This is a genomic window from Bacteroides sp. 1001136B_160425_E2 (assembly GCF_015559655.1).
In the GTDB taxonomy this organism is placed as follows: Bacteria; Bacteroidota; Bacteroidia; order Bacteroidales; family Bacteroidaceae; genus Bacteroides; species Bacteroides luhongzhouii.
This window is the reverse complement of sequence record NZ_JADMQH010000003.1, coordinates 124685-150839: the sequence shown is the minus strand read 5'-3', so window position 1 is coordinate 150839 and position 26155 is coordinate 124685. Positions and strand designations below refer to the sequence as shown.

The 26155-nt window shown below is 43.8% G+C and carries 13 protein-coding genes; 2 read left to right on the top strand and 11 right to left on the bottom strand.

Translation table 11 applies throughout. The annotated features are described in order from the left end of the window. Positions 1-9 precede the first annotated feature (9 nt). Positions 10-2067, bottom strand: a complete 2058-nt coding sequence (locus I2I04_RS03975) for an alpha-L-arabinofuranosidase C-terminal domain-containing protein (RefSeq protein WP_195654370.1) — start codon at positions 2065-2067, stop codon at positions 10-12. A gap of 208 nt (positions 2068-2275) precedes the next feature. Between I2I04_RS03975 and I2I04_RS03970 the strand changes: the two genes are divergently transcribed. Beyond that, positions 2276-6286 carry a two-component regulator propeller domain-containing protein gene (locus tag I2I04_RS03970; RefSeq protein WP_195654369.1) on the top strand — a complete coding sequence of 1337 codons (4011 nt, stop codon included), beginning with the start codon at positions 2276-2278 and terminating at the stop codon, positions 6284-6286. A gap of 106 nt (positions 6287-6392) precedes the next feature. On the opposite strand, the gene I2I04_RS03965 is transcribed toward I2I04_RS03970, so the two are convergent. The 10 genes from I2I04_RS03965 to I2I04_RS03920 form a co-directional block, all read right to left on the bottom strand. Next, a complete protein-coding gene (locus I2I04_RS03965; RefSeq protein WP_195654368.1) occupies positions 6393-7295 on the bottom strand; it encodes a BT_3987 domain-containing protein in 903 nt (300 codons plus the stop codon). Between the two features lie 29 nt (positions 7296-7324). Continuing rightward, positions 7325-9121 (bottom strand): RagB/SusD family nutrient uptake outer membrane protein, encoded by a 1797-nt coding sequence (locus tag I2I04_RS03960; RefSeq protein WP_195654367.1) that lies wholly within the window; start codon positions 9119-9121, stop codon positions 7325-7327. Between the two features lie 25 nt (positions 9122-9146). Further along, positions 9147-12230 carry a SusC/RagA family TonB-linked outer membrane protein gene (locus tag I2I04_RS03955; RefSeq protein WP_195654366.1) on the bottom strand — a complete coding sequence of 1028 codons (3084 nt, stop codon included), beginning with the start codon at positions 12228-12230 and terminating at the stop codon, positions 9147-9149. A gap of 22 nt (positions 12231-12252) precedes the next feature. Beyond that, the gene (locus tag I2I04_RS03950; RefSeq protein ID WP_195654365.1) at positions 12253-14139 is read right to left on the bottom strand and encodes a RagB/SusD family nutrient uptake outer membrane protein; all 1887 of its coding nucleotides are present in this window, start codon (positions 14137-14139) and stop codon (positions 12253-12255) included. A gap of 20 nt (positions 14140-14159) precedes the next feature. Further along, a complete protein-coding gene (locus I2I04_RS03945) occupies positions 14160-17339 on the bottom strand; it encodes a SusC/RagA family TonB-linked outer membrane protein (RefSeq protein ID WP_195470412.1) in 3180 nt (1059 codons plus the stop codon). A gap of 140 nt (positions 17340-17479) precedes the next feature. Continuing rightward, a complete protein-coding gene (locus I2I04_RS03940) occupies positions 17480-18466 on the bottom strand; it encodes a glycoside hydrolase family 43 protein (protein ID WP_195470413.1) in 987 nt (328 codons plus the stop codon). Positions 18467-18498: 32 nt separating this feature from the next. After that, positions 18499-20130, bottom strand: a complete 1632-nt coding sequence (locus I2I04_RS03935; protein WP_195654364.1) for a DUF1735 domain-containing protein — start codon at positions 20128-20130, stop codon at positions 18499-18501. A gap of 19 nt (positions 20131-20149) precedes the next feature. Next, complete coding sequence (locus I2I04_RS03930; RefSeq protein WP_195654363.1) at positions 20150-20554, bottom strand: hypothetical protein; 405 nt, start codon at positions 20552-20554, stop codon at positions 20150-20152. Between the two features lie 21 nt (positions 20555-20575). After that, on the bottom strand, positions 20576-22234 hold the full coding sequence (locus I2I04_RS03925; RefSeq protein WP_195654460.1) for a hypothetical protein: 1659 nt from the start codon (positions 22232-22234) through the stop codon (positions 20576-20578). Between the two features lie 327 nt (positions 22235-22561). Then, complete coding sequence (locus I2I04_RS03920) at positions 22562-24088, bottom strand: sulfatase-like hydrolase/transferase (RefSeq protein ID WP_195654362.1); 1527 nt, start codon at positions 24086-24088, stop codon at positions 22562-22564. A 398-nt stretch (positions 24089-24486) separates the two neighbouring features. On the opposite strand from I2I04_RS03920, the gene I2I04_RS03915 reads away from it, so the two are divergent. Then, on the top strand, positions 24487-25893 hold the full coding sequence (locus I2I04_RS03915; protein ID WP_195654361.1) for an alpha/beta hydrolase family protein: 1407 nt from the start codon (positions 24487-24489) through the stop codon (positions 25891-25893). The last annotated feature ends 262 nt before the right edge of the window (positions 25894-26155 follow it).

The following is a 26155-nucleotide window of genomic DNA, read 5'->3' as shown; positions in this document are numbered from 1 at the left end:
TTAAATATCTCATTTAAAACGATATACAACCATGGAAGCGGCCTCCAGTTCAAGCGGCTGGTTCAAGTCCAATCCGACTTCAGTCTCTACCGGTTGGACTTCATTCGGAGCAAACGGTGTGTTTTCTTTTCCCGGAACTAATACCAAGCTTGTCTTATGAGCTTTGACGGGGCGTTTGAAACCGGAAACTTCCGGTTGTAGAGTGACTTTTTTATCCTGCAGGTTTATCAGTTTCAGGATATATTGTTTGCCAGCCGTATCATATCCCATGGTAACAAAAATGTTCTGCAAACCTTCCATATCCTTGATCGCTGCATCCAAGCATACGTCAAACGTGTTATCCCTGAACATCTTCGCCAGATAGAAGAAGGAAGTCTTTACGCTACTGTCCACTCCATTAATCAACATCGGCAGGAAGATACGGTGTTCCAGAAAGTCCCAATGCCTCATCACCGGACGTTCAGCAAACAAAGGATTCAGATCGCCGTTGCGTTCTATTGACATACGGATGGCTCCGGTAGCCAGCAGGTTATAAGGATATTTTCCACTAATACCCAACTCGCCGATAAATAGATCGGCAACACCCCGTTTGTAGTTATCAAAACGATAATGCTGTTCGCAAGCCCATTCGATTGAGTTATAATAATGTTCGTCGAACACTTTTACATTCTTCGGGTTGATAAAATTGGGAATATCTTTCCGTTTGTCGTCATTCTCCCTTCCGACTACGCGGATGACACTATTGGCTATATAAACCAAGTCAGGATATTTGGCGGACAATGCCTGATAAATTTTTTCATAACGTTCCCAATACACAGGTCCGAAATCTTCATTTCCAATCTCGATATATTTTAGTGGGAAAGGAGCAGGATGACCGTTCTTTGCACGTTCGGCTCCCCATTTCGTAGTTGTATCACCAATGGCATACTCGATGGCATCCAACGCATCCTGGATATAAGCGTCCAAATCGACATCAATGTGTCTGAAATTCCACTGTGGACTTTGCTTCACCCAACCGCTGCAAATCATACCCGTAGGCATGACATACATCGCATCGGCTCCCACATATTCACACAATTCATAAAACTCATGATAACCAATTCCATCGGTACGGTAATAAGGCGCCCATTTGCTCCACTGTCCCGGACGATTTTCAATCGGTCCGAGCGTCTTTTTCCAGTGATACATCGTTTCTTCATTGACTCCGTGCACGATGCATCCACCCGGAAAACGAATAAAGCTTGGAGAAAACTCTTTCAGATTCTGAACAATGTCTTTACGGAATACGGATTTTCCGTCGTTCCAGGTATCGGACGGGAACAGGGAAACGACATCTATCTGAAATTGTCCTTTCGACATCGGTTGTATAGCAAGCATTCCACGCTGGACGTTCTTTTCCGGCTTCAATTCACCGGTATATTTTGTCCACTCCCGATTCCCTACATTTACTTCGACAACGTTGCTTACTTTACGCCCCAGTTCATCGACCAGAAAGATCCGTAACGGAGCGGAATAGTTCCTGTTTTTCAGGAACAGGGAAAGGCGGTAGGACACGTCGGTGTTCAGATTCATCCCATAATATCCACGGTTGAGAATCAGGGCATCCGGGTGGTTAGCAATGTCTTCCGTGACATTAACCAGCATCGAATACTTATTTTCTTCGCTCATTGGATTTTCATCCGTGCGACTGATAAATACAGGAGTATATGATAACGGATAAGACATCCATCCAATCAACGGATCGGCCTGAAACACTTTTTTCTCTTTAACACGGGGAGCCGGAACATTTTCATAAAGGCCGTTCTTCACAGATAATCCGGCAGGCGGTGTAGCTTCTTCAAACGAACGGTTACGTATCAGTTCGGCGTGCAGAGCACCCTCACCCATCATCCCTATTTCCTCATAATGGAAACCGTACTTTACGGGAGCCACTTTGTGGGTTTTCGATTTATTGATATACAACGTTCCATCAGAGGAAAACGGAGAGGAACTATTTCCATATACCAGAGGTAATGTGAAAAACAGACCGATACCAAACGTAAGGGATTTTAATGTCGGATGATTCATAGCATTTGTTTTTAGAGTTTCACATTGCAAATGTGGTCTTTTCTATCCAAGAAAAACAGAAAAATAATGCTTAATACCTGCAATCATGTATAAAAATCAGTTACCGGACAACAAACTGAACATAAGTGCTGTCCGTTTGAACAATTCTACGACTGTTCAATACAAAAAAAGACGTATCTTTAGGTCGTGAAAATCAATCAGAAAAGCCATGAGAACCACCTTACTTAAATTCATCCTCTTATTTAGTCTCGTGCTCTTAAATACAAGCTTGTCGACGGGACAGATTCAATATAATAACATACGCTTCAAACAGCTAAGTATAGCTGAAGGACTCCCGCATAATACGATCAATGCAATCACCCAAGACAATCACGGGTTCATCTGGTTCGGTACACGCAACGGATTGTGCCGGTTCGACGGTTATAATATCAACCTGTTCGCACATAATGAGACCGACAGCACTTCACTCTGCCACGACTTCATCACCCGCCTGTATAACGATTCGCTCCGCAATGTTCTATGGATCTCTACCGATCAGGGAATCTGCAGCTATGACTACGAGACAGAAGATTTCACCCGTTACCGGATTAAAGGAAACACTAAAGATGATGTTTGTTTCCTGAACACCAGCGATGGAATGCTTCTGGCAGCTTGTAGCAACGGACTCTACCGTTACAATGAGCAAGACAGTCTGTTCGTTCCTTTTCTGCTCGATGAAGAAAAACCTCATGTGAGATACTTTGCGGAAGACGGAGACAAAACCTTATGGATAGACACCAACAAAGGACTGATGCGATACAGTCTGGAGAAGAAACAGTTCGTTTCCCTCCCGACTCTCATCCAGCCTTTTACACAGCAATGTAACAATGCTGTCCTGATCTCGTCCAACCAGCTTTTATTTAATACTAACAACGACTTTTTCGTCTATCACATACAAAGCAACACCCTGTGTAACCTCTCGAAAGACCTTGAGGTGAAAGACTTCCGGTGTGCGGCAACCGACCATACAGGGAATATATGGATAGGCACGGAGTATGGCATCTTTGTCTTCAACAAACTCTATCAGCTGATTGCACATTACGAGCAATCGGAACGGGATTTAAGTGCACTGAACGATTCTCCCATTTACAGCCTTTATCAGGACAAGGCTCATAATATGTGGGTGGGAACCTATTTCGGAGGAGTCAACTATTATATATTCGGTTCCGACCAGTTTCAGATATATCCATACGGAGCCAGTTTTAATCATTTGAGCGGAAAGGCTGTCCGCCAGATTATCAATGCTCCGGACAATGGTCTGTACATCGCCACCGAGGATGGCGGACTGAACTACCTGAACAATAAGAAAGAAATCACCCGTGCCGAACGACTTCACAAGCAAATGCAAATCTACGCCAAGAACATACATTCTTTATGGCTCGACAAAGATAACAGCCTGTGGCTCGGACTGTTCCTGAAAGGAGCTCTTCACTATATACCGCATCTAAACCGCACGGTGGACTATAATCTACTGTCGGATGAGGTTTCTTCCGGCTTCTGTATCATCGAAGACAAAAACGATCATATCTGGTACGGAGGCCCTTCAGGCTTATTCCTGATCGACAAGAAAAAAGCGAACTCCCGCCCGGAAAAGATTTCACCTCTCCGTATTTTCAACCTGGTACAATTCAACGACAGCATCCTCTGGGCAGGAACACGGAAGGGCAGCATGTTCCAGATAAACACCCGTACACTGAAAGTAACTTCACTCCCTATCCTGCCGCATACCGATTTCTATGTAACCTATATTTACCCGGATTCACATCAACGGATATGGATAGGGACAGACAACAACGGGCTTTATGTATCGGACCGCAACGGCAACATCATCGCTTCTTACAACAAAGAACAACTGGGTTCCAGCGCCATCAAGGGTATCATAGAAGATGAAATGGCCAACATCTGGGTAGGTACCGGAAACGGACTCTGCTGCATCAATCCCCAAACGGAAAGTATAGACCGATATACCACGGCAGACGGATTGCCCATCAACCAGTTTAACTACTCCTCCGCCTGCAAGAAGCCTGACGGAGAACTGTATTTCGGAACCATCAACGGTATGATCTCTTTCTATCCGGAACAGGTACGCTCCGTCAACCCCCGTTTCAACATTGCACTGACTGCCATTTGGAGCAACAGCGAATATATGTCGCCCAACAATGAGAAAGCGTCCCTCCCTTCCTCCATCTCCGAACTGACAGAGATTACCCTGACGCACGAACAAGCCCAATCCCTGCGTCTCGAATACTCCGGACTGAATTATCAATATACCGACAACACTCAATATGCGATGAAAATGGAAGGTATCGACAAGGACTGGCAGTTCGTAGGCAACCAGCATCAGGTACGCTTCTCCAATCTGCCTTCAGGAAGATATATCTTAAAGATCAAAGCCAGCAAAGATGGTATCCACTGGGACGAAACGGGCCAAAAGGACCTTGCTATCAGAGTCCTTCCTCCCTGGTGGCTCTCGCCGGGAGCATATTTAGTTTATGCATTACTCTTCCTATTAATCATATACGCCGCATACAGATATACCAAAACGCGTATCATCCTGCTCATGCGACTGAAAACGGAGCATGAACAGCGCGTCAACATAGAGAATATGAATCAACAGAAGATCAATTTCTTCACTTACATCTCCCATGACCTGAAAACACCGCTGACTCTGATTCTATCGCCTCTGCAACGATTGATCCAGCAGCCACAAATCAGCAACAACGATAAAGAGAAACTGGAAGTCATCTACCGAAACGCCAACCGGATGAATTATCTGATTAACGAACTATTGACATTCAGTAAAATAGAAATGAAACAGATGCGTATCAGCGTCCGTAAAGGGGACATCATGCACTTTCTGGAAGAACTGTCGCACATCTTCGACATCGTAGCCGGAGAACGGGAAATTGACTTTATCGTCAATCTGGAAGACACCGAAGAGGAAGTCTGGTTCTCACCTTCCAAGCTGGAACGGATTCTTTATAACTTGCTCTCAAACGCATTTAAATATACCCAGCCCGGCGGATACGTCAAGTTGAGTGCCAAACTAATAAAAGAAGAGAAAGAAACATTTGTGCAAATCTCCGTCAAAGACAATGGCAGGGGGATTCCTAAAGAAGCTCAAGAACAAATATTTGAAAGTTATTACCAGGTTGAGAAGCGCGACCATCGCGAGGGATTCGGACTGGGATTATCGCTTACGCGTTCGCTCATACACATGCACAAAGGGGAAATCCGGGTAGAAAGCGAAATCAACAAAGGTTCGGACTTTATCGTTACCCTGAATGTATCCGAGGATGCCTATGGTCCTGATGAACGCTCGTCCGAGAACATCACGACCGAAGAAATACAAAAATATAACCAGCGAATCAAAGAAACCATCGAACTCATTCCTGAAAAGCTGACCAACAAAGAAAAAGATCCTGCCCGGGAATCTATTATGATTGTGGAGGACAACAAAGAAATGAATGATTATCTTGCCAGCATATTCAGTGAGAAATATGATATTATACGGGCGTATAACGGTGCGGAAGCCTGCAAGAAGATAGCCAAACAGCTGCCTAACCTCATTATATCGGATTTAATGATGCCGGTGATGGACGGATTGGAATTTACGGAACGTGTCAAACAGGACGTAACGACCAGCCATATCCCCGTTATCCTCCTGACTGCAAAAACAGATGAAAACGACCATACGGAAGGTTATCTGCGTGGAGCCGATGCGTATATCACCAAGCCTTTCAACGCCAAAAATCTGGAACTGCTGGTACAGAATATCCAAAAGAGCCGGAAACAGAGTATTGAACACTTCAAACAGGCGGAAGAACTGAACATCAAGCAAATAACCAATAACCCACGGGATGAAGTGTTCATGAAGGAACTAGTGGAACTGATTATGGCTAACCTCACCAAGGAAGACTTCGGAGTAACTGAAATCACAGCCCATCTCCGTATCAGCCGTAGCCTGTTGCACATGAAACTGAAATCACTCACCGGATGCTCCATCACTCAATTCATTCGGACCATCAAAATGAAAGAGGCTAAAACTCATTTACTAAATGGTATGAATGTCTCCGAAGCATCATTTGCCGTCGGTATATCAGATCCGAACTACTTTACAAAGTGTTTCAAGAAAGAATTTAATATCACTCCGACAGAGTTTCTCAAACAGTTGAAATAGAAGTTACTATGATAGAAAAGATATCGCCGGTAATTAACCTGCAACATTCGCTGATGCAGCTAATTACCGGCGACCAATAGACACCTATAATTGACTAATACCTATTCTACCACTCCTGGAAGCGTAAATCAGCTTCCGGATTTTGACGACGAACCAGTTCCTCGTCAACCTGATAAGTGACGCCACCTTTCGTGTACTTATAAGAAAGTGTAAACTTAGGCTGTTTCCCTACAAATTCCAATGATTCGGCTGCAGGATCTAATATGGCGGACGCATCTGTGATAGCGACACTTCCTCCAGCCTCAATATTGACACTTCCATCCGGATTGACTGTCAGATTCACTGATTCATTGTTTTCCAATGTGTTTCCAAAACCCGGTCTGCGTACTTTGTTTCTACCTAACGAAACAAAGTCACGGGTCATATTCTGACTCAAATCCTTGTTACTGTATTCAGTAACCTGCTGGGTGGACAAATTGGTAACTTTTCCTTTCACAAAGTAGGTACCATGATATTGGCTGACAAATTTGACAACTACAATACTGTAATCCCTCAAATTGCCATTCACATCAGTACTTACTTCATCCTGATTATGATCGACCAACCGGAAAGGAATTGCATAGTGCTTGTCTAAAGCAGCATTGTCGTTATAGAAAGCATCGGAGAAAGTCACTTTCACATCTGCTATTGCCAGATTCGGATTGCTAATTGTCATCTTGTTCGGATTAGCCAACTGATAATAGTTTTCCGGCATCAGTGTCAACCCCGTACCATCCAGTAAAGATGGATCGATCTCGAACGTAGCCCAATCATCGGTATGCACCTCTCTTTTACCGCCAATAGCCACTCCCACCTTTATCGACATATCTGTGTCGGCTACCAATGTCCGCAAAGGTTTTTGCGAAGCAAAGTACACAAAACTCTTATCGTAGTCCTTTTCATAATCGTCATAACAAGCAGTCATCAGAATGCTTATCAGCCCTATCCATAATATATTTAGTCTTTTCATTGTAAATAAGTATTTATATCAACAGCACATTATTCCCAACCCTGATTATTAATTAGGTTCTTATTCTTTTCCGACTCTGCATACGGTAACGGCATGAAATAGTTTTTCACTTCATATTTCCGTTGTTCCACTTTCTGTACTTTGAAGCTGAATGTACCATCTTCATTGCGGGTAACGGCAACACCCTCCACCTCTTCGTTCAACGGTAATATCCAGCGACGCATATCAAAATAACGATGATTCTCGAAAGTAAATTCCAAACGACGTTCGTTCTGAATCAGCTTTCTGAACGAGTCTTTACTTTGAGCCATTTCATCCAGATAAAGATCAAAGTTGATACCTCCGGCTTGCGAACGGATTGTTTTCAATATTTCGTATGCAGAATACAGGCATCCTTCGACTTTCACCGTCGGGTTGCCCCAAGCCTCATTGGCAGCTTCGGCAAAGTTAAGAAGAACTTCCGATTTCCGTAACAAAGGATTATAATGAACCGAGCTTAACGTCTGAATCGGATTCAGCATAGCCGATTTCTTGGAAACGAATTTAGCCAGATAATAACCCGTACGTGTAGCATTCTCACTAAACGAAGGAGAATCTTTTCCACCCTCGGACATATCCAGTGGCTGGCCGGAATCGCCAAATGTAGCACTATGATAGTAAACATTCAGTGCAAAGCGATTATCCAGTACGGCATAAAGCTGCGTCAGATCGAAATCAGGATCAGACAGATCGACACCGGAACGGACATCGGTTGCCGGATAACCATTCTTCGCATAAAAAGCCTTTACCAGATTATGAGAAGGAGTAGCACGGGCACTTCCGTAGTAGAACGGCGGGAAATGGAAACCTTCCAACAGGTTATTATTAAAATATCTGCGGAAAGCATAATCGGAACTTTCCGTCTGAACATCGGCAATGGAGGAAGCCGTAACAGGAATATAAGTTCCGAAACCTTCCATGCCCAGAATCTTATTGATCTCTTTGGCTACCGCTTCCCATTTTGCCTGGTAAACCGTAGGGTTCAGTATTTCGAATTGTCCCATGCCGGTGATCTTCGTCACGTCGTCATCCTGCATGGCAGGGCTTGCGCTATATAAAAGCACACGACTTTTCAGAACAGCTGCCGCCGCTTTCGTGGCACGGCCGATTTGTGTATTACCAAACTCCAGGTCATCTCCCTGATACACGTTCGGCAATAACTCGATGGCATTATTCAAATCGTTGACGATAAAATCGACTGTTGCCTGATAAGTGGGACGGAGAAATTCACCATTCTGCGCGGCCTCATCCTGCGAAATAAAATGATCTGCCAACGGAATACCCAATGCTTTTCCATTTTTCGCTTTTCCGCCGTACATCTTCAATAGCTCAAAATGCCACCATGCACGCAGGAAATACGATTCACCTTCCAGACGCAGTTTGATTTGCTTGTCCACTTCCGGGTCGGTGCGGTTGTACTGCACTTGGTCGGTCAGCCCGTTTTCGAGGAAGGAGTTTACATAGTTCAGCATGTTGTACGCATTGCTCCAGTTTCCTATCGGGTTGTTAAACGCTGTCATCCCACCCATATTTAATTTATAGACAGAAGAGCTGCGTAGATTAGTCACTGCATTATCAGTAGCACAATCCAGAAAGTTATCTTCAAAACAATCCGGACGGTTGGCTATGCCATTATAAGCTTTATATAGTACGCCTTGAGCAAGTTCCGGAACTCTCCAGGTATCAGAGTCTCCGATCTGCCATGTCACCTTTGTATCCAATGTGTCGTCACAAGCACAAAAGAGAAACAGCCCTGCTAAAACGCAACTTCCTAATATATGTTTCATATTGCCATCTATTAATTGTTCAAAATTAAAATACAAAAGAGACTCCGCCTGTAAAAGTACGTGTCACCGGGTAGTTTGTAACACCGGCATTCAGCAATTCAGGATCCAAATCTTTCACGGAAGAAAGTACAAACAAGTTTGCACCACGAGCGAAAACCTTAATCTTCTTCACTACCGAACTTGGGGAGAACTGATTGAACGTGTAGCTCAATTCAACATTCTTCATACGGAAGAAGCTTGTATTCTCCAACCAGAAAGAAGAATTGCGGAAATTGTTCTCACCGGCAGTTGTTGTCAGGCGCGGATAACTTCCGGTCGGATTGTTTACCGGATGATAACGGTCTAATGCCAGTTTGGAGTATTTACCTTCTCCATTGTTCCAGTAATAAGCATTCGTTGCCCAGGTGTGAACGCCCAGTTCGGAATATCCCTGAAGATACAATCCCCAGCCTTTGTAGCTTACATTGAAGTCGATGCCCAATGTGGTACGCGGGAATGAGTTTCCGAGTTCCTTTACGTCACGACCGTCAATGATCTTATCGCCGTTCAGGTCTTTGTAGGCGATGTCGCCTTCCTGATAATCGGCAAACGTCTGGGCTGCATGTCCGTTGATGGCTACATCTTTGCCAAATAATCCTTCGGCAACCAGTCCCATCATAGCATCGGTAGAACGCCCCACTGTATAGCGGTATTCTTCACCATGTTTCACCTGGTTCCATTTCAATACTTTATTCTTTGACCATACGAAATTGGCTCCTACCGAATAAGACCAATCGTTGATACGGTCGCTCCAAGTGAACATTCCTTCTATACCGTGATTCAAGACGGAGCCCATGTTATCTTGGTAAGTAAAGTTGCCTGTATAATCCCCGTAAGAGGCATCGACAGAACCGATGATGTCCGTATGTTTCTCACGGAAATAGTTCATTTCGGTATATAAGCGGTTGTTCAGGAACAGGCCTTCCACACCGATGTTCCATTCTGCTGCCTTTTCCCATTTCAGGTTCGGATTGCCCGCACGGACAAAAGTGGAATAGTAAGCCGTAGCACCGTTGTTCGTTGTTCCGAACCGGAAGCTGCCGTCTTGCGACCAAGCACGTTCATACAATAAATGTTCCGTGCTTCTGTCATATCCCAGGATACCGGCACTGGTTTTCAGTTTCAGGAAGTTCACGTATTCATTGTCTTTCAGGAAATCTTCATTGCTAAGAATCCAGGCAAGGCCACCTGCTGCCGAGAAGAAGTATTTGTTTCCCGGTTTGAAACGGTTGCTTCCCATCAATGCCATATCGGCTTCCACAGCATAGCGATGGTCATACATATAGTTCAGACGCAACGCGTAGTTTGCATTGATGATGTCCTGGGTCACTCCCTGATTCGTTGTTTTCGAGTACATGTAAGTCAGCCGTGCCGATACATCATGCTTTTGGTTGAATGTATTCTCATAAGCGGCAAAGGCATTCCAACCCAATGTCTGTTGTAAGGTAGTCGACTTCCGGCTCTGTGAAGTGGCTACATCTGTCTTCTTCATCTGGGTGTACATGATTTGTTCCTCACCGGCAAAATCACGGTATGTCTTGATGGCATACGTCGGATAAACTTTGCTCAAAGAGAGTTGCAGGTAATCATAGTTGTCGAAAGAAAGGAAAGCACCGGCTTTCAACCCTTTTGTCAGCATATCAAGATCGAAATTCAAACCGATATTAGTCTGGCTGCGTGTATAACGCTCATCTGTATATCCTCCGTACATAGTTTCCGCATAGGCATTCATTGGGCGCAGCAGACTTGCGCCGAACAAGGGAATTCCGTCAGAGCTGGCCAGTCCGGTTTCTTCTGCTGACATAGTCAGCGGGTATTCATTCGGACGATGCGTAGACAGGGTCGTAAATACCTGACCACAATCCAATTGCCCCCATTTACGCATTTCCATACGTCCGGCAACGTCTGCGGATATAGTCAGGAAATCCGTTACATTGAAATCGAGGTTTCCGCGAAGAGTCAGGCGATGCAATTGCGGAGTATAGGTAACGTCTTCAAATCCACTACCTCCTACATATCCGGCAATCAAGGCATAACGCACTCTGTCGGTACCTCCCGTCATATCGAATGATACTTTCCGATAATTGGCATTTTTGTTCAACAACTGATCGTACAGATCGACGTTCGGATACAATAGGTCATTGGCTCCTTTAGAGTTTTTATATCCTTCCAGTTGTTTCTGATTATAGTAAGGAGTCAGTCCGTCGTTTGCACGCGCTTCATTATACAGATTAGCATACTGATAAGAATTCAGGAAATCAGGAGTACGCGTCATCTGTACCACACCCACTTCGGCTGTTGCGTTATAAATGCGGCGGTTGGCCTTTCCTCTGCGGGTAGTCACCCAAAGTACCCCATTCGCAGCACGTGCTCCGTAAAGAATCTTGGCAGTGGCATCTTTCAGCAACTCGATGCGTTCGATTTCTTCGGGAATCAAATCCGCTGCCGGACGTTCCACACCATCGATGATAACGATGGCTGTATTCTCCGACATGCCATGCTGGCCACGGATATACAAATCAGGAGTATTGTTTCCCAATCCGCTGACCGTGGAGCGGACTTGCAAACCTAACATTTTACCTTGTAACATATTAGTCAGCGTCAAATCAGGGAAGGTTCCGAACTGTCCGTTCTCCAGTACGCTCGTTGCACCTACTTCATTCCCTTTATACGTCTTGCCACCATCGGCTCTGTTCACCAGTGATTCTTCGGTCAGGAACAGAGGCTCTTTCTTCAGGACAATCTTTTCAGGAACGATATTGCTGCCTGTCAGCTTATACACTTTATCTTCATATCCCAAAGCCTCCACCATGACGGTTGCGTCACTCTCGACCTTCGTTTGAAAACGTCCCTTTGCATCTGTATACAGAACGACTGCACCTTCTCCACAAATGATAGAAACATTCTTCAACGGGCTACCTTTCTCGTCGGTAACAATAGAAACTACTTCCACCAAAGGCTTCTTCGCCGACTTTCTCTTTGATTTATTTTGTGCGAAAGTCAGGCTAGAGCCAACGATAAGGACAAATATGAGCCCTATCAGTCTTATATATCTAATCTTGTTTCTCATATACTTTTCTTTATTTTAGGTATCACCATCCAGGGTTCTGTTGAAGATTATCCAAAGCCGCCACTTCATCCATCGGCAACGGATACCAATAATTACGCTTGTTAAACGTCCGCACGGCTGTCCTCACCGGAACATACTCGTAAGTAAAGTCGGTCAGCTTATAAGTGCAGGCTGTTTCCACTTTCAACTGGTCGGCCGTATAAGGATGATTGATCGGGGTTGCTTTGACACCCATGATCGGATATTCACCCTTAAACAGGTCTTCAGCGATCATCCAACGGCGGATATCATACCAGCGGTGTCCTTCGAACATCAATTCCACACCACGTTCCCGGCGATAAGCTTCTCTAAAGTCAACTCCATCCGGCAGTTCACCGATTCCGGCTCTTACACGGATTTTATTCAAAGCCTGACGGGCCGACATCGTACAGCCCGTAACGACTGCATCCGGATCACCTGTCGCTTCGTATGAAGCCTCTGCCATATCCAGATAAACTTGTGAAACGCGAATGTACACAGCCACCAGACGATACAACTGAAAACCGGCTTCGCCAAACAAAGGCACACTTGCTTCCGGCCAAATGAACTTCTTACACATATATCCAGTTTGTTGAGAACCTCTCGTAAACTGATTGGTAGAAATGAAGTTCTCGGAGTAACCGCCCGAATAAGTAGTCAGATAATAGGGAACACCCTGTAAATTCTTTCCCCATTGCTCACCGGGAACGAGGATATTATTAGTGAAACGAGGGTCTCTATCCGAGTAAGGATTGGTAGTCTTTACCGCATCATAACCGGAACGCGGATCAGTGATCGGATAGTATTTACCGTCGGCTCCCTTGCGTTCGTACATATCTACCGCATTTTGTGTCGGAGCATTATAAGGAGTACCTTCAGCACCGGTTTTATTATCGTATGGTTGTGTCAGCCATTGCGCTCTGACGAAAGCAGACCAGTTACCATGATGCCAACGCAGGAACCATAAATATTCCGGCTGTGCATACTGATTGGAATTAGGCATTAGCTGAATACTACGATATTCATCATGATTCATCAGTCGGTAATATTCGTGGCTTTCGATAGCGTTGATAGCCTTTTGCGCACTACGTGCAGCCTCGGCAGCCATATCTTTTCCATATCCTTTGTTCTCGATAGAATTCAAGTCGTTCTGCATCAAAGGGCTGGCAGCATAAAGCTGTGTCATCGCTTTTAATGCCATGGCGCCTACTCTGTCAGGCCGTCCATGTTCCTCGTCAGGCCAGCTTATAGGTAAATATTCAATGGCTTTATCCAAGTCTGTCTGCATCCAAGCATTGGACTCCTGATAAGTTTTACGTGGAAAGTCAAAGTCGTCCGATGCTCCCCAAAGCTGGTCAAAGATGGGCATTCCGCCATATCGTTTGATAATCTCAAAATAGAAATAGGCACGTAGGAAATGAGCCTGTCCCAACAGTTTTCTCCTTTGGTCGTCTGTGATTGATTTCACTTGATCGACACCGCTAATTACACGGTTCACAATGCGAAGTCCGGTATAGGCACGAGAAATAGCACTTTTAAAATTCGCTCCATCACTTTTACTTCCTATTTCGAAACGTGTACTGGCATTCTCCAGCCAGTTACCTGCATTGACAAACTTCGACGGATCATTATCACGGACGGACGCATATTCATCCGACAAATTGCCTACCGTTACATACGTATTCGAATAAGAGTTGATACCATGTGTGAAGATTAATATATCACCATTCTGAAAGATGCGGTCCATGAACCCCAGCAGACTGTTATAGTCTTTATAAACATCATCTTCGGAAAGTCCGTCATCAGGGGATCGGTCCAGGTAGTCCTCGCAACTTCCGAAAAACAACCCCAACAGAATAATCCATATCCAATTCAACTTATGTCTTCTCATATCAGTAAATTTAAAGTGTCTCATAATCCTAATCTAAAACCAATGTTATAACGTCTCACCATCGGATAAACATTTTGTCCCGAATGTTCGGGGTCACGACGGGAATCACCTTTCGAAAACGTCAGCAGATTGCTGCCGTTGACATATACTTGCAGTTTGGTCAAACGCATGGGCTGCAACCAACGCTTTGGAATCTCATAATTCACTTCCAGATTCTTTAGACGCAGATAAGCATGGTTGGTGTATGTGTATGTACTGGCCACCGAATTATAACTTCTCTGAACATGGATACTGGGGCGAACCGGACCGTTCTGAATCGGAGCATCGGCCGTCCATGTATTCAACGTGTTCGGTTGAGCTTTGATATTACCTTCCGGAAAATCCCATAAGTAAGATGGTATTGCTTCTTTATAAACATCCATAGCACTGTACCACAACATATTGAATCCGATTCCTTTGTAAGAACCTCCCAATGTAAATCCGAGAGTAGTGGTCGGATAGTTCAGATTTTTCATCGGAACCATATCCTTAGCATCAATCATACCGTCACCATTATAATCGATATAATACAAGTCTCCCGGAATCAGTGTGTTGTGTGCACCATTAGCAATGGTAGACTGTGCCGAGTTATAAATATCGTCCAACGACTGGAAGTTTCCTGTTGCCAAGTATTTTGTTACGTATCCGATTGATTTTCCGGCTTGTTTCAGATACTCGCTCTGATTCTTCGGATCGTCAATAAAGACAATACGATTCTCGCTGGTCGCAAAATTAAACTTCGCATAATAATTGAATTTCCCAATGCGGTCATTCCAGGTGACATCCAGTTCGAGACCGTGATTTTTAGTCTTACCCAGGTTCACCTGCGGGAAAGCAATACCACTATCGGCCCATGACGGGATCGTGTTACGCGTCATCAGAATGTTATTACGCTTTTCATCGAACAAGTCCACAGTAAAGTTCAGTTTACCCCACAAACCTATTTCGATACCGATATTCTGCTTGACAGATTCTTCCCAGGTAGCATCGGGGTCGGCCAGTTTTCCTTCTTTGTATAAAGGTCCCCAGTTGCTGGTCTGATATTTACCAAACTGTGCATTGTCGGAGAGTTGTTCAAACTTCTGGATATAATTGAAACGTGTAGCACCTTTATCATTACCAACTACCCCATACGAATAACGTACTTTCAAATTAGTCAGTACTCCTTTGGTCAGTTTCTTTACCCAAGGCTCTTCACTGATACGCCAACCGATAGAAGCGGACGGGAAGAAACCAAAACGACGTCCCGGAGCAAACTTCTCCGAACCGGTATAAGCACCGTTAAACTCGGCAAGATAGCGCTCTTTGAAGTTGTAAGTGACACGGCCTACCCAATCTTCTTCGTAAGCCGGGAAGTTCATCACATTCTGATTGGTCGATTCGTTCATCTTACGGTTAAACACAAACAAAGCACTTACATCGTGATCGCCAAACTGACGGCTGTAATTCAAAGCTAATTCATAATAAAGTTTACGTCCGTAAGCCTTGAAGCCGTCATAAACACCACCGACTGGTAAATCTCCGGGAGCATTTTCATCCGGATAACGTTTCTCGGTATAATTATAAGTAATTGTTCCATCAGCATTGTAAATAGGATTGGCGTAATCATACACACGATTCATACGAATATGTGTACGCTGGGCAACCAAATCATCTTTACCCAAAATCTTACCCGGCATCAACTGGGTGGTCCATGATGAAGAAGTAGTATAAGACAACGATGCTTTCAATGATAGCCCCTTTGTAATAAAGTCCAGCTTCTGATTCAGGATTACATCATAAAAGCCCTGATGCTGTTTAATATTACGACTACCTCCTTCGTTCATCAAACAAGCTATATTCTGATCGGAACTTAACCCGTCTCCCCATATTCCATTGCTATATTTAATCGGAAATTCATTACTTGGAGCCGTGAAAAACGTTTTAAAAAAGCGCTCGTCCGGAGAATCTACATTCTCATAATAAGACGGTTGGTTCTGATAACCCATCTTACCGGCTACATTGAACGACAATTTAGTAGTACTTGTGATATTGAAGTCGAAATTACTACGCCAGTTATAACGACGGTAGGAGAAGGAAGGATCGAAATCCTCTTGTTTGGTAGTATTAAAAATATCTCCGTCATGCAAATAACCCAAAGATACGAAATAGCTCATTTTCTTCGTACCACCGCGTACATTAAGATTATAAGCCTGTTCATAACCTACATTCTTTACCAGTTCTTTCCACCAGTCCACTTCAGGAAAGACATCGTTATACGGGCCGTAATTTCCGGTAGCATACGCATTTTCCCATGCGGCAATGGTAGATTCGGGAACCAATGCTCCCCAGTTACCATCATTAGCCTGCGCTCTATTATACTGTTTCATAGAGGTCACATAGTCAGACCATTCAGGAGCGGCAGACGGTTGTTTAAAACCAAAGTTAGCAGTGAATGAGATTTCCGGTTTCTGTTCAAGTCCGCGTTTGGTTGTCAGCAGAATCACACCATTCGCACCTTTCACACCGTAAACCGCAGTTGCCGAAGCATCTTTCAGTACAGAAATAGATTCGATTTCGTTCACATCGACATCATTAAAGTCACGTTCGATACCATCCACCAATACTAACGGATCCGCTTCTCCCCAAGTGGACTTACCACGGATCAATAAAGAAGCTTTATCGGCTCCCGGCTTTGAGGTGGAATTGATGGCAACCACACCCGGCATCTGACCTTGCAAAGCTTCGGAAACGGAGTTCACGCTACCTATCTTTAATAAATCATCTCCTTTTGCAGTAGCAATGGAACCGACACTGGATACTTTTTTCTGCACACCGTATCCAACCACTACTACTTCCTCCAGTGTCTCCGCATCTTCTCCCAAAGAGATTACTCCTAGAGTCGTTTTATTCTTTAAATCCAGTTCCAGAGTTTTATAACCCACATAAGAAATGACAAGTATGTCTCCTTTCGATGCTTTCACGGAAAAATTACCGTCAAAATCAGTAATCGTACCGCTACCTGTACCCTTCACGCGAACACTGACACCAATCATCGGTTCACCGGATACTGCATCCTTCACTTGTCCCTTCCAATAGTCTTGTTGTGCCTGCACGTCCAGCGCACAAAACAAAAAGCAACAAAGACACAAGAAAGAAAAATAAAGTCTGTCTCTTTTCATAAACATTATTTTTAACTGTTAACAAATTCTTTATCTCAAGACACAAATTAAGCGGGAAAATCTTCAAATGAAAAGGAAGATTATCCTCAAAACCCGTACAAATGTGCAAAATAGATTTCTCTACTACATTTCTGAACAAATCATTTCCACATTGGCTTTATGACGTGCTCTTTATCTACGGTGATGTTGTATATGCCATCGTTTCCTTTCTTCAGGATGAGCGGAACAATACGTGTTTTACGAGGGGACACGGTAGAATCCGAACGATGAACGTGGTAAACATAGTAATATTTTCCATCCAGTCCTTTAAATACATCTCCATGTCCTGATCCGTTTTCTCCTACGAGGCTGCGATGAATAATCGGACTGTTCGGATGCTTTTTCCACGGACCGAAAGGGGAAGAAGCAGTGGCATAGCCTACCGAGTAGTCGATATTCATAAAATGATTGGCAGAATAGAAAAGGTAATATACCCCGTCCCACTTCATAACAGTCGGTCCTTCCATCACCGGTGCGGACTTGTAGTTCGGAGTCTTTTCCCAAGGCTCCGTACAGTCCATACATTGTTTCAATGTTTCCGGTTTGATACTTCCCTTCTTTATGTCAAACTCGGCTACCCAAAGGTAATTGCCTTTATTAAAGCGAACATGATATAGGTAGTATTTCCCATCATCGTCCTTGAACAGGAATGAGTCTATATTTTTAGCGGAAGCGTCTATCGGCTTGACTTCCTTTTGACGAAAAGGTCCGAATACCGATTTTGAGGAAGCAATTACTGTTTGCTCATTAGCGGTATAAGTGAAATAATAAGTTCTTTTATCCTTAAAGTATTGAGGTGCCCAGAAGCCTTTTTCACCATACGTTCGATCTCCTTTCCGCAGAATCAGTTGTAGAGAAGTGCCATCAGGCACCGTCCAATGCTCCAGATCGGTCGATTCGAGGATAGCAAAGCCCTGCGGTTCCTGATTGCGTGTGCCGGTGAGGTAATACTTTCCGTTTTCCACAAAGATAGTGGGATCGGCATACATAATTTCTTTCCAATCATCAGCATACAATTGAAAGGCAGACATAAATGTCACTCCCAGAACAAGTGTTACTCGTGATAAGATTTTATTGAATGTATTCATCAGTCTGTATCTTAATTGTTATACCATTTTTATCAATTCAGTTCCCATGCCAGACGAGGTTGTTCACCGTTAAGATTCCATATAGAGATATCCCAGTCGAGAGTACGAATAGCTTCCATCAGGTTATCAATGGTAGTCAATCCGTTATAACGATCTACCGCAGTGATTGTACCTACGTTTACACTGGCCTGGTCAGGCAGTGCGGGATTACCAGAGAAAACACATTCCATAGCAGGATTAGCGTAACAGGAATAAGCCACATTCTCGCTGTACCGTCCACATACCTTACCCGATTTGGGTGCAGCTTGAGAGAATAAATAGGTGTTCCATGCTACGCAGTGATGAACGGTAATGCCGGACCCTGCTGTATTATTGGCGTTACCCATGATACCTCCCACCTGATTTTGTGCAGATACATCGCAGTCGCTCCAACAGTAGGATATAACAGAGGTAGTAGAAGCACCGGAGATAGGTTGTACCCATCCGGCAATACCACCGCCCGGATTAGGCGTAACCATAGGAACTGCCTTCATCACTCCGTGAGAATAACAATGAGAAATGGTGCTTCCAAGCAACCGGCTGGCAATACCGCCGACACACGATTGAGTAGTAATATCACCTATGTGATAACACTGTTCGATAGATGCTCCCTCACGCACTTCACCGCAAATACCACCTGCCGACCACAATGCAGTAATCTTCGTTTCCGAACCACATTGATAAATCTTGCTGTCTGCTCCGTGAAGTCGTCCGCAGATACCGCCTGCCTGGCCATCATCCCATGCAGCATTGCCCGAAGTCAGATTGATGGTCCCCGACACTCGAACATTCTCCACTATACCCGCACCGGAAACGTTACCCGCCTGTCCGGCTACAATACCCGTAAGCTTCTTATCAGCAGTAACTTGCGCGTTCGTAAACGTCACATTCGCAAACCGTCCCGTCAACATACCAAAGAAACCCTGATAACCGGATGAAGAAGATGTTATTTTCAAGTTGTTGATGACGTGTCCGCAACCGTCGAAATCCACAGGTTTAGCAGCAGTGGCTTCCACAGGAGTCCAGTCCATACCTTGCAGATCGATATCTGCCCCCAGACGCACATAGGTAATCTGTCCATCCTTGAGGTATTCACCGAGCTTGGCCAAATCCTTGGCCGCAGTGATGATATACGGATTACCGATACCGCCCTGCTTTTGTTGCAGATAGAAGGTCATAGTACTCTTCTCTTCGTTGACGGCAAGATTATCGGACTTCAGTTTCAGACCGAGCACATATTTCTTGGTGTTGTCCAGTGTAGTAAGATCGTGGAAACGCAAACCGACAGTGTGCAACACATCGTCGCCCTTGAAATCGAGACTATTGACATCAAGGTCGTAGTTAGCCGCAGGCAATAGTGTGTATTCCTCACCAAATGAGTGAGCATCGACTACTGCAAATTCCGCTTTCGCTTCCTTTTCGCAATGGCTCTTTTCTACCATAATGGTATATTCATATTCCGGCTCATCCAGATACAACTCATACTTACCAGTTTGATAAAGTGACAAGGTTATATCCGAATAGGTAACTTCAGCCTTTTCCGGTTGTGTCAGATCCATGACTTCTCCACATGAAATCAACGAAAACGCCATTAACGACAGGGCAATAGGAATATATCTTTTCATAATTCAATTCTTTTAATGATTAAAAAACAGGAACAACCACACCAACATTGTCAGCCGACAACCACACTTTATCATCATCTATACGAACCACTTCCATCTCCATTTCTTCTTTGAGGAAGGAAACTCCTTGGAATGAGAATTCAGTCTTTATCTTTTGACCGATAACCGCAGGTTTCCCGGCAAACTTCACATGAATATATTTGCTTTGATCCGAATTTTGCAAGCGATAAGTCAACCGTTTAGGATTAATTGCAGCCTGGATTTGTTCCTGCTCTGTAAAAGAGCAAACTCCGTCCAAACTATAAAACCCAACTTCGACATATCCTGTTACATTCTTTTTATCAACTCCGTTTTCGGCATATTCCGTCTTCGCACAAGAGACGAAAGCCAACAAACATACCAACATTACATATATTACTTTCATAAGCGAATAAATTTAAGATAATTACTTTCTAATAGTTGTCGACAACACTTCTACCGATCCATCCTTATAAGTCACTTCGGCGGTAAGTATTTGTCCGTTCAGGTTCTTATTCACTATATTGATTTCCTGTCCATCCAGCTTTACTTTATAAGATGAGACATCAGCCGGCAAATTTAATATTTGTACTAACATATATTCATCCACTTGTTGATATTTCAACAAAGGAAACTTTCCTGCCACAGCCTTGGTCTTAACATCGTCCTCCCATAACACAGCATCATCTGATTTCAGCAATGCTACATGATAGGTCGTTCCGGGAACAAGATTTTCAACCAATGTATAGTCATTCTCCGAATCAAGTGACCGACGTACCACTTCTGTTCCATTTTCATCTGTTACTGATAATATGCCTGTTTTATCGGCTCCATTACCCCAACTAATGAACAATTCCCGTTGCCCTCCGACAAGACTGGAAACTACCAATCCATCCCGGGCAGCTATGAAATCAGGATATAACAATGGATTGGGATTGTAAGATCCGTCTGTATCAAGTCCTAAATAACGGGAAAAATAAATTCCTCCAAGTTCCCACATTTCAGTATTCGCATCGTAAACAGCTCTCGCCCCACCGGGAACCACGCTGAAACGTCCGGTAATGGCATACGTATCGTATTTCTTGAACACCTCATAAAAAGTCTTATACCAGTTCTTCGGATACCAGGCATAACTCTCAAAAAGGCTCTTGAACTCGGTAGCACTAACCGGTGTACCGGCGTTAGCTTTTTCGGCTATCAGATTAAGATATTCGTAAATTTTCATCCCAGCCGTATAACCATGCTTGGTGCCCCATTCTCCCAGCGCATCGGCTACATGAGGATTTAAAGCACGCACCATAGAGAATTCCGTACAAATCAGTTTCTTTGTTACACCATATTTATTGCGGATAATGCGAAAATCGTCTTCCGCCTGATTTATATTCAATGCGTGAACGTGTAAGTCGAGTCCTACAACATTAGGATTGTTATTAACCACAGAGACTACCGCAGGTACCGTTTCGCTCTTCGGCAATTCGGACACACGGTTCAATGCTCCGGCATAAATATCAAATGTCCAGCCATTAGCCTGTTTCCAAGTAGTCAACCGATTGGCAAACTCATTCAGAAATGCCCGATAATCCTCACCATCCGCATGACAAAGATCGGTATCCAATGCATTCTCCCATTCCGGTTCGTTACCCATGACCAGGATGTCAATGTGTTGTGCCATTTGATAAGTTTGTAGCAACACTTCCGTTGCACGGAATATGTACTCCATTTCCTGAGTCCCCACTTTAGGAACCGTGTCGGTATATAACTCAAAAGGTATTTTCAGACTCAACATGAATTTCACACGATCGCCTAACGCTTTCTTGGCCTGAATAAACTTCAGTGTAGGGATATGTGTTCTGATGGCATTTTCTTTCACGCCTACAATCTTCCCGTTTTCATTTTGAAGAAACAGATTGGGGATATTGACAAACCCTCTCACCCAAGTTACTTTCGATTTCTTCAGCATCTCTATTTCCGTAATCGGGTAGTCGATATTTTCATTATAGTTCGCTCCCAATTCTTGTGCTTTTGTCCCTATCGAACATAAGAACAGCAATACAAACATCCAAAAAGCCTTCACTTTCATATACATATTTTCTTTCATAATATATCACTTTAAAAAGATAGTACTCTCTATTTTACACAAAACTGATAGATACAAAACTGATGACAAACCTCTTCCGGATTCAAGATCGTAGAGGAAAATGCCGGCTGATTGGAAAAATCTGCCAAAGGAGACCCTGAATGACAAGCAATCAATAATATAAAGAGGAAGAAAAAAACAGCATTTCCCATATCATCAATCTTCAAGGTTAATTATAGTTCGACATCGAACATAGCAAAGATAGGAAAATAAGTTCCTATAGAATAGAACGATTGTTCTATCACCGGGATTTATGTTCAGAATGGACATTTGACCTTACTTTAATGGTTCTTCTTCTACTTCACTGCGGTAGTATCCTTTTACTTCAGCAAAGAAATTCAGCTTCAGGGAGTCCAGAAGTTCGGGATGCTGTGCCGCCACATTCTGACGTTGAGTCCGGTCAGCTTTCACATTGAATAAACCGTATTCACCCAGATTACCTAATTCATTTCCGGTCAGGTTTCGTTCGGAACCTTTATAAGGAGGCATCATAATCCAGTCGCCCGAACGATAAGCCATACGTCCCTGTGCTTCCAGCACTACATCTTTGCGGGCAGTCTGTTCTTTTCCGAAGAAAGCATTCAGGTAGTTCCGACTATCCAGATCTTCCGGCAAATCAGCATGTACCATCGAACCTAGAGAAGCAAGAATATCTACCTGGCAAACCAGTGCATCGGATACGACCGGTTGAATTTTTCCTTTCCAATAAACAAACAGAGGAATATGCGTACCACCGTCGAACAAACTATATTTACCTCCGCGCAGCCCTCCTGCAGGAAAATGATCGCCTGCCAGTTCGAGAGCACCGTCTTTATATCCATCATTCAGAACCGGTCCGTTATCACTGGAGAAGATAATCAGTGTTTTTTCCAACAGTCCTTCTTTCTTCAAGTGGGCAAGCAGTTCGCCGACACACCAGTCTGCCTCAACGATGGCGTCACCACGAGGCCCCATCGTTGTTTTGCCCACAAAGCGCTGGTGGGGAGCACGAGGTACGTGAGGTTCGTGTAAACCATAATACAAGAAGAAAGGAGCATCTTTGTGTTCAGTTACAAAGTGCTTCACCTTATCTACAAAATAGTCGGCCATATCTTCGTCTTTCCAACGGGCTTTCTGCCCGCCTTTCATATATCCGATACGGGGAATTCCGTTTACTATAGAGTTATTGTGTCCGTGTGCCCACTGCATTTTCAGCATCTCCGGATGAGAGATGGCAGTCGGTTCGCCCTCAAAATTATGCTCATAGCTCACTTCGATAGGGTCGGCCGGATCAAGCCCTACTACATCACCGTTTTCCACATAAACCGTCGGGACACGGTCGTTGGTCGCTGCAATCAGGCAAGAGTAATCGAAACCGATCTCTTTGGCACCCGGTTTGACGGTTTCGTTCCAGTTGACATTGCCGTCTCCCATCCCCAAATGCCACTTTCCGATAGCTCCGGTCACATAACCGCATTGCTGCATCATCTTCGGCAAGGTAAACTGATTTTCATTAATGATAAGAGGAGCATCTCCCGGCAGGATTTTTGCATCCTTATTTTTCCACGGATACATTCCGGTCATCAAAGCATAACGGCTGGGAGTGGAAGTTGCCGAAGTGGCATATCCGTTCGTGAAACAAACTCCGCCATGAGCCAGACTGTCAATATTCGGAGTATGAATCGTAGTAGAGCCATAAGCGCTGACATCGCCAAATCCCAGATCATCGGCAAGAATCACAATCACATTCGGCTTTTCTTCTACGTGCTGTGAGGTACAACCTACTAAAGACAACGTAGGAACAAGATAGATTATCTTTTTCATAATATTATGTAGTTAATAACGATGCAAATTTAGCCACCACTTATTTATTTATGTAGAACAAATGTTTAATAATGGGGAGAAATGTCCATCCTGCAACTATTCCAGAGAAACAAGGTATGAAAATGCATGGGCATTTTCCTGCTTTTCTTTACCAAACTGCAATTGATGCCCTCCTCCGATGATTAAATATTCTTTTTTTAAGAATCATCGTTTTTTTAAGGAAGGCTATATAGTTTGGAATAGAGGTTGTGCTTAACAATAAAAACTGTAATAGTATACAGGGACAGCCAAATAAGATATTACCGGATTCTGATAAGATTAGGTAATGTTTTATTTTTATAATGAGGAAAATAGTTACCTTTGTATATATCTTATCTTTACACCCAATTTTTTCGTTTATGAAAATAGTAAAGGCTACCTGCATTGTTATATTCATTACCGGACTATTAGCCGGAGTGTTCTTCTCATCCTCTATTTCCGCCCAAGATATTTCGGGAACCTGGCACGGAAAACTTTCCATTCCCACCGGTTCATTGACTATTGTATTCCACATCAGTCAAACGGAACAAGGCGCTTATGTGACCACATTGGACAGTCCCGACCAGGGAGCCAACCGCATCAAGACACAGACCACTTCTTTCAATGATTCCACTTTAATTATCCAGATACCTGTGATTCATGCTTCGTACAAAGGAAAGCTGAACAGTGATAATACAATCAACGGAACATTTACGCAAGGGATGCCCCTTCCGTTGAATTTGAAAAAGGGAGAAGCTAGCCGCCCCAAGCGTCCACAGGAGCCTCAACCGCCTTTCCCTTACAGAAGTGAAGAAGTCACCGTGAGGAATGAACGGGATGGAATTAACCTTGCCGGAACATTGACTCTTCCCGAAAAAGGAACTAAATTTCCGGCAGTAGTAATGGTGACGGGAAGCGGTGCGCAGAACCGGGATGAGGAAATCATGGGACACAAACCTTTCTTTGTCATCGCCGATTATCTGACCCGAAACGGAATTGCCGTACTTAGATGTGATGACAGGGGTACTGCCGCTTCACAAGGTACTCACGCAACAGCTACCAATGAAGATTTTGCCACAGATACGGAAGCAATGGTGAATTATCTACGCAGCAGAAAAGAAATAAATGCAAAGAAAATTGGAATTATCGGACATAGCGCAGGCGGAATCATTGCATTCATCGTTGCCCAAAAGGACCCATCCATTGCATTTGTCGTTTCATTGGCAGGGGCGGGCGTGAGAGGCGACAGTCTGATGCTGAAGCAAGTAGAGTTAATCTCTAAATCCCAGGGAATGCCGGATGCTGTCTGGCAAGGGATGAAGCCTTCAATACGGAACAGATATGCCATACTGCAACAAACAGACAAAACTCCCGAAGAGTTGCAGAAAGAACTGTATGCAGACGTTACAAAAACAATGTCTCCCGAACAATTGAAAGACCTAAATACCATCCAGCAACTATCCGCACAAATCAATTCGATGACTTCTCCGTGGTATCTTCATTTTATGAGATATGACCCGGCCCAGGATTTGAAGAAACTAAAATGTCCGGTTCTGGCTCTGAACGGAGAAAAGGATATTCAAGTGGATGCCGCCATGAACCTGACTGCCATCCAGGAAAGAGTCACCGGAAATGGAAACAAAAATGTAACAGTCAAAGCCTATCCGAACTTAAATCATCTGTTTCAGACTTGCGAAAAAGGAACATTGGCTGAATACGGGCAGTTGGAAGAAACAATAAATCCGGAAGTCCTGCAAGATATCATTGAATGGATAAGGAAACAATAAATCTATTTATCATATACTTAGCAAATACACATTTCTCAATATTACATTCTTTTCTTGCTAATTCTTGCAAATTCTTCAAATATTTGCAAGAATTAGCAAGAAAGTAAATGACTACAATTTACATATACTACATAAATCTCCCGTCATCAGTTTACACCGACATTGTCTAAATTGATTTAAATCAAAATCCATCTCATCGAACTCACCCTGAAAGATTTTGTTTTACCTTTGCAGCCGAAATGAATAAGCGGCAAATAATAGT

Coding starts and splice junctions, on each gene's coding strand:
- I2I04_RS03940 (WP_195470413.1), bottom strand. CDS start 18,466: ATGAATACATTCAATAAAATCTTATCACGAGTAACACTTGTTCTGGGA.
- I2I04_RS03970 (WP_195654369.1), top strand. CDS start 2,276: ATGAGAACCACCTTACTTAAATTCATCCTCTTATTTAGTCTCGTGCTC.
- I2I04_RS03955 (WP_195654366.1), bottom strand. CDS start 12,230: ATGAGAAACAAGATTAGATATATAAGACTGATAGGGCTCATATTTGTC.
- I2I04_RS03920 (WP_195654362.1), bottom strand. CDS start 24,088: ATGAAAAAGATAATCTATCTTGTTCCTACGTTGTCTTTAGTAGGTTGT.
- I2I04_RS03915 (WP_195654361.1), top strand. CDS start 24,487: ATGAAAATAGTAAAGGCTACCTGCATTGTTATATTCATTACCGGACTA.
- I2I04_RS03960 (WP_195654367.1), bottom strand. CDS start 9,121: ATGAAACATATATTAGGAAGTTGCGTTTTAGCAGGGCTGTTTCTCTTT.
- I2I04_RS03935 (WP_195654364.1), bottom strand. CDS start 20,130: ATGAAAAGATATATTCCTATTGCCCTGTCGTTAATGGCGTTTTCGTTG.
- I2I04_RS03950 (WP_195654365.1), bottom strand. CDS start 14,139: ATGAGAAGACATAAGTTGAATTGGATATGGATTATTCTGTTGGGGTTG.
- I2I04_RS03925 (WP_195654460.1), bottom strand. CDS start 22,234: ATGTATATGAAAGTGAAGGCTTTTTGGATGTTTGTATTGCTGTTCTTA.
- I2I04_RS03945 (WP_195470412.1), bottom strand. CDS start 17,339: ATGAAAAGAGACAGACTTTATTTTTCTTTCTTGTGTCTTTGTTGCTTT.
- I2I04_RS03930 (WP_195654363.1), bottom strand. CDS start 20,554: ATGAAAGTAATATATGTAATGTTGGTATGTTTGTTGGCTTTCGTCTCT.
- I2I04_RS03975 (WP_195654370.1), bottom strand. CDS start 2,067: ATGAATCATCCGACATTAAAATCCCTTACGTTTGGTATCGGTCTGTTT.
- I2I04_RS03965 (WP_195654368.1), bottom strand. CDS start 7,295: ATGAAAAGACTAAATATATTATGGATAGGGCTGATAAGCATTCTGATG.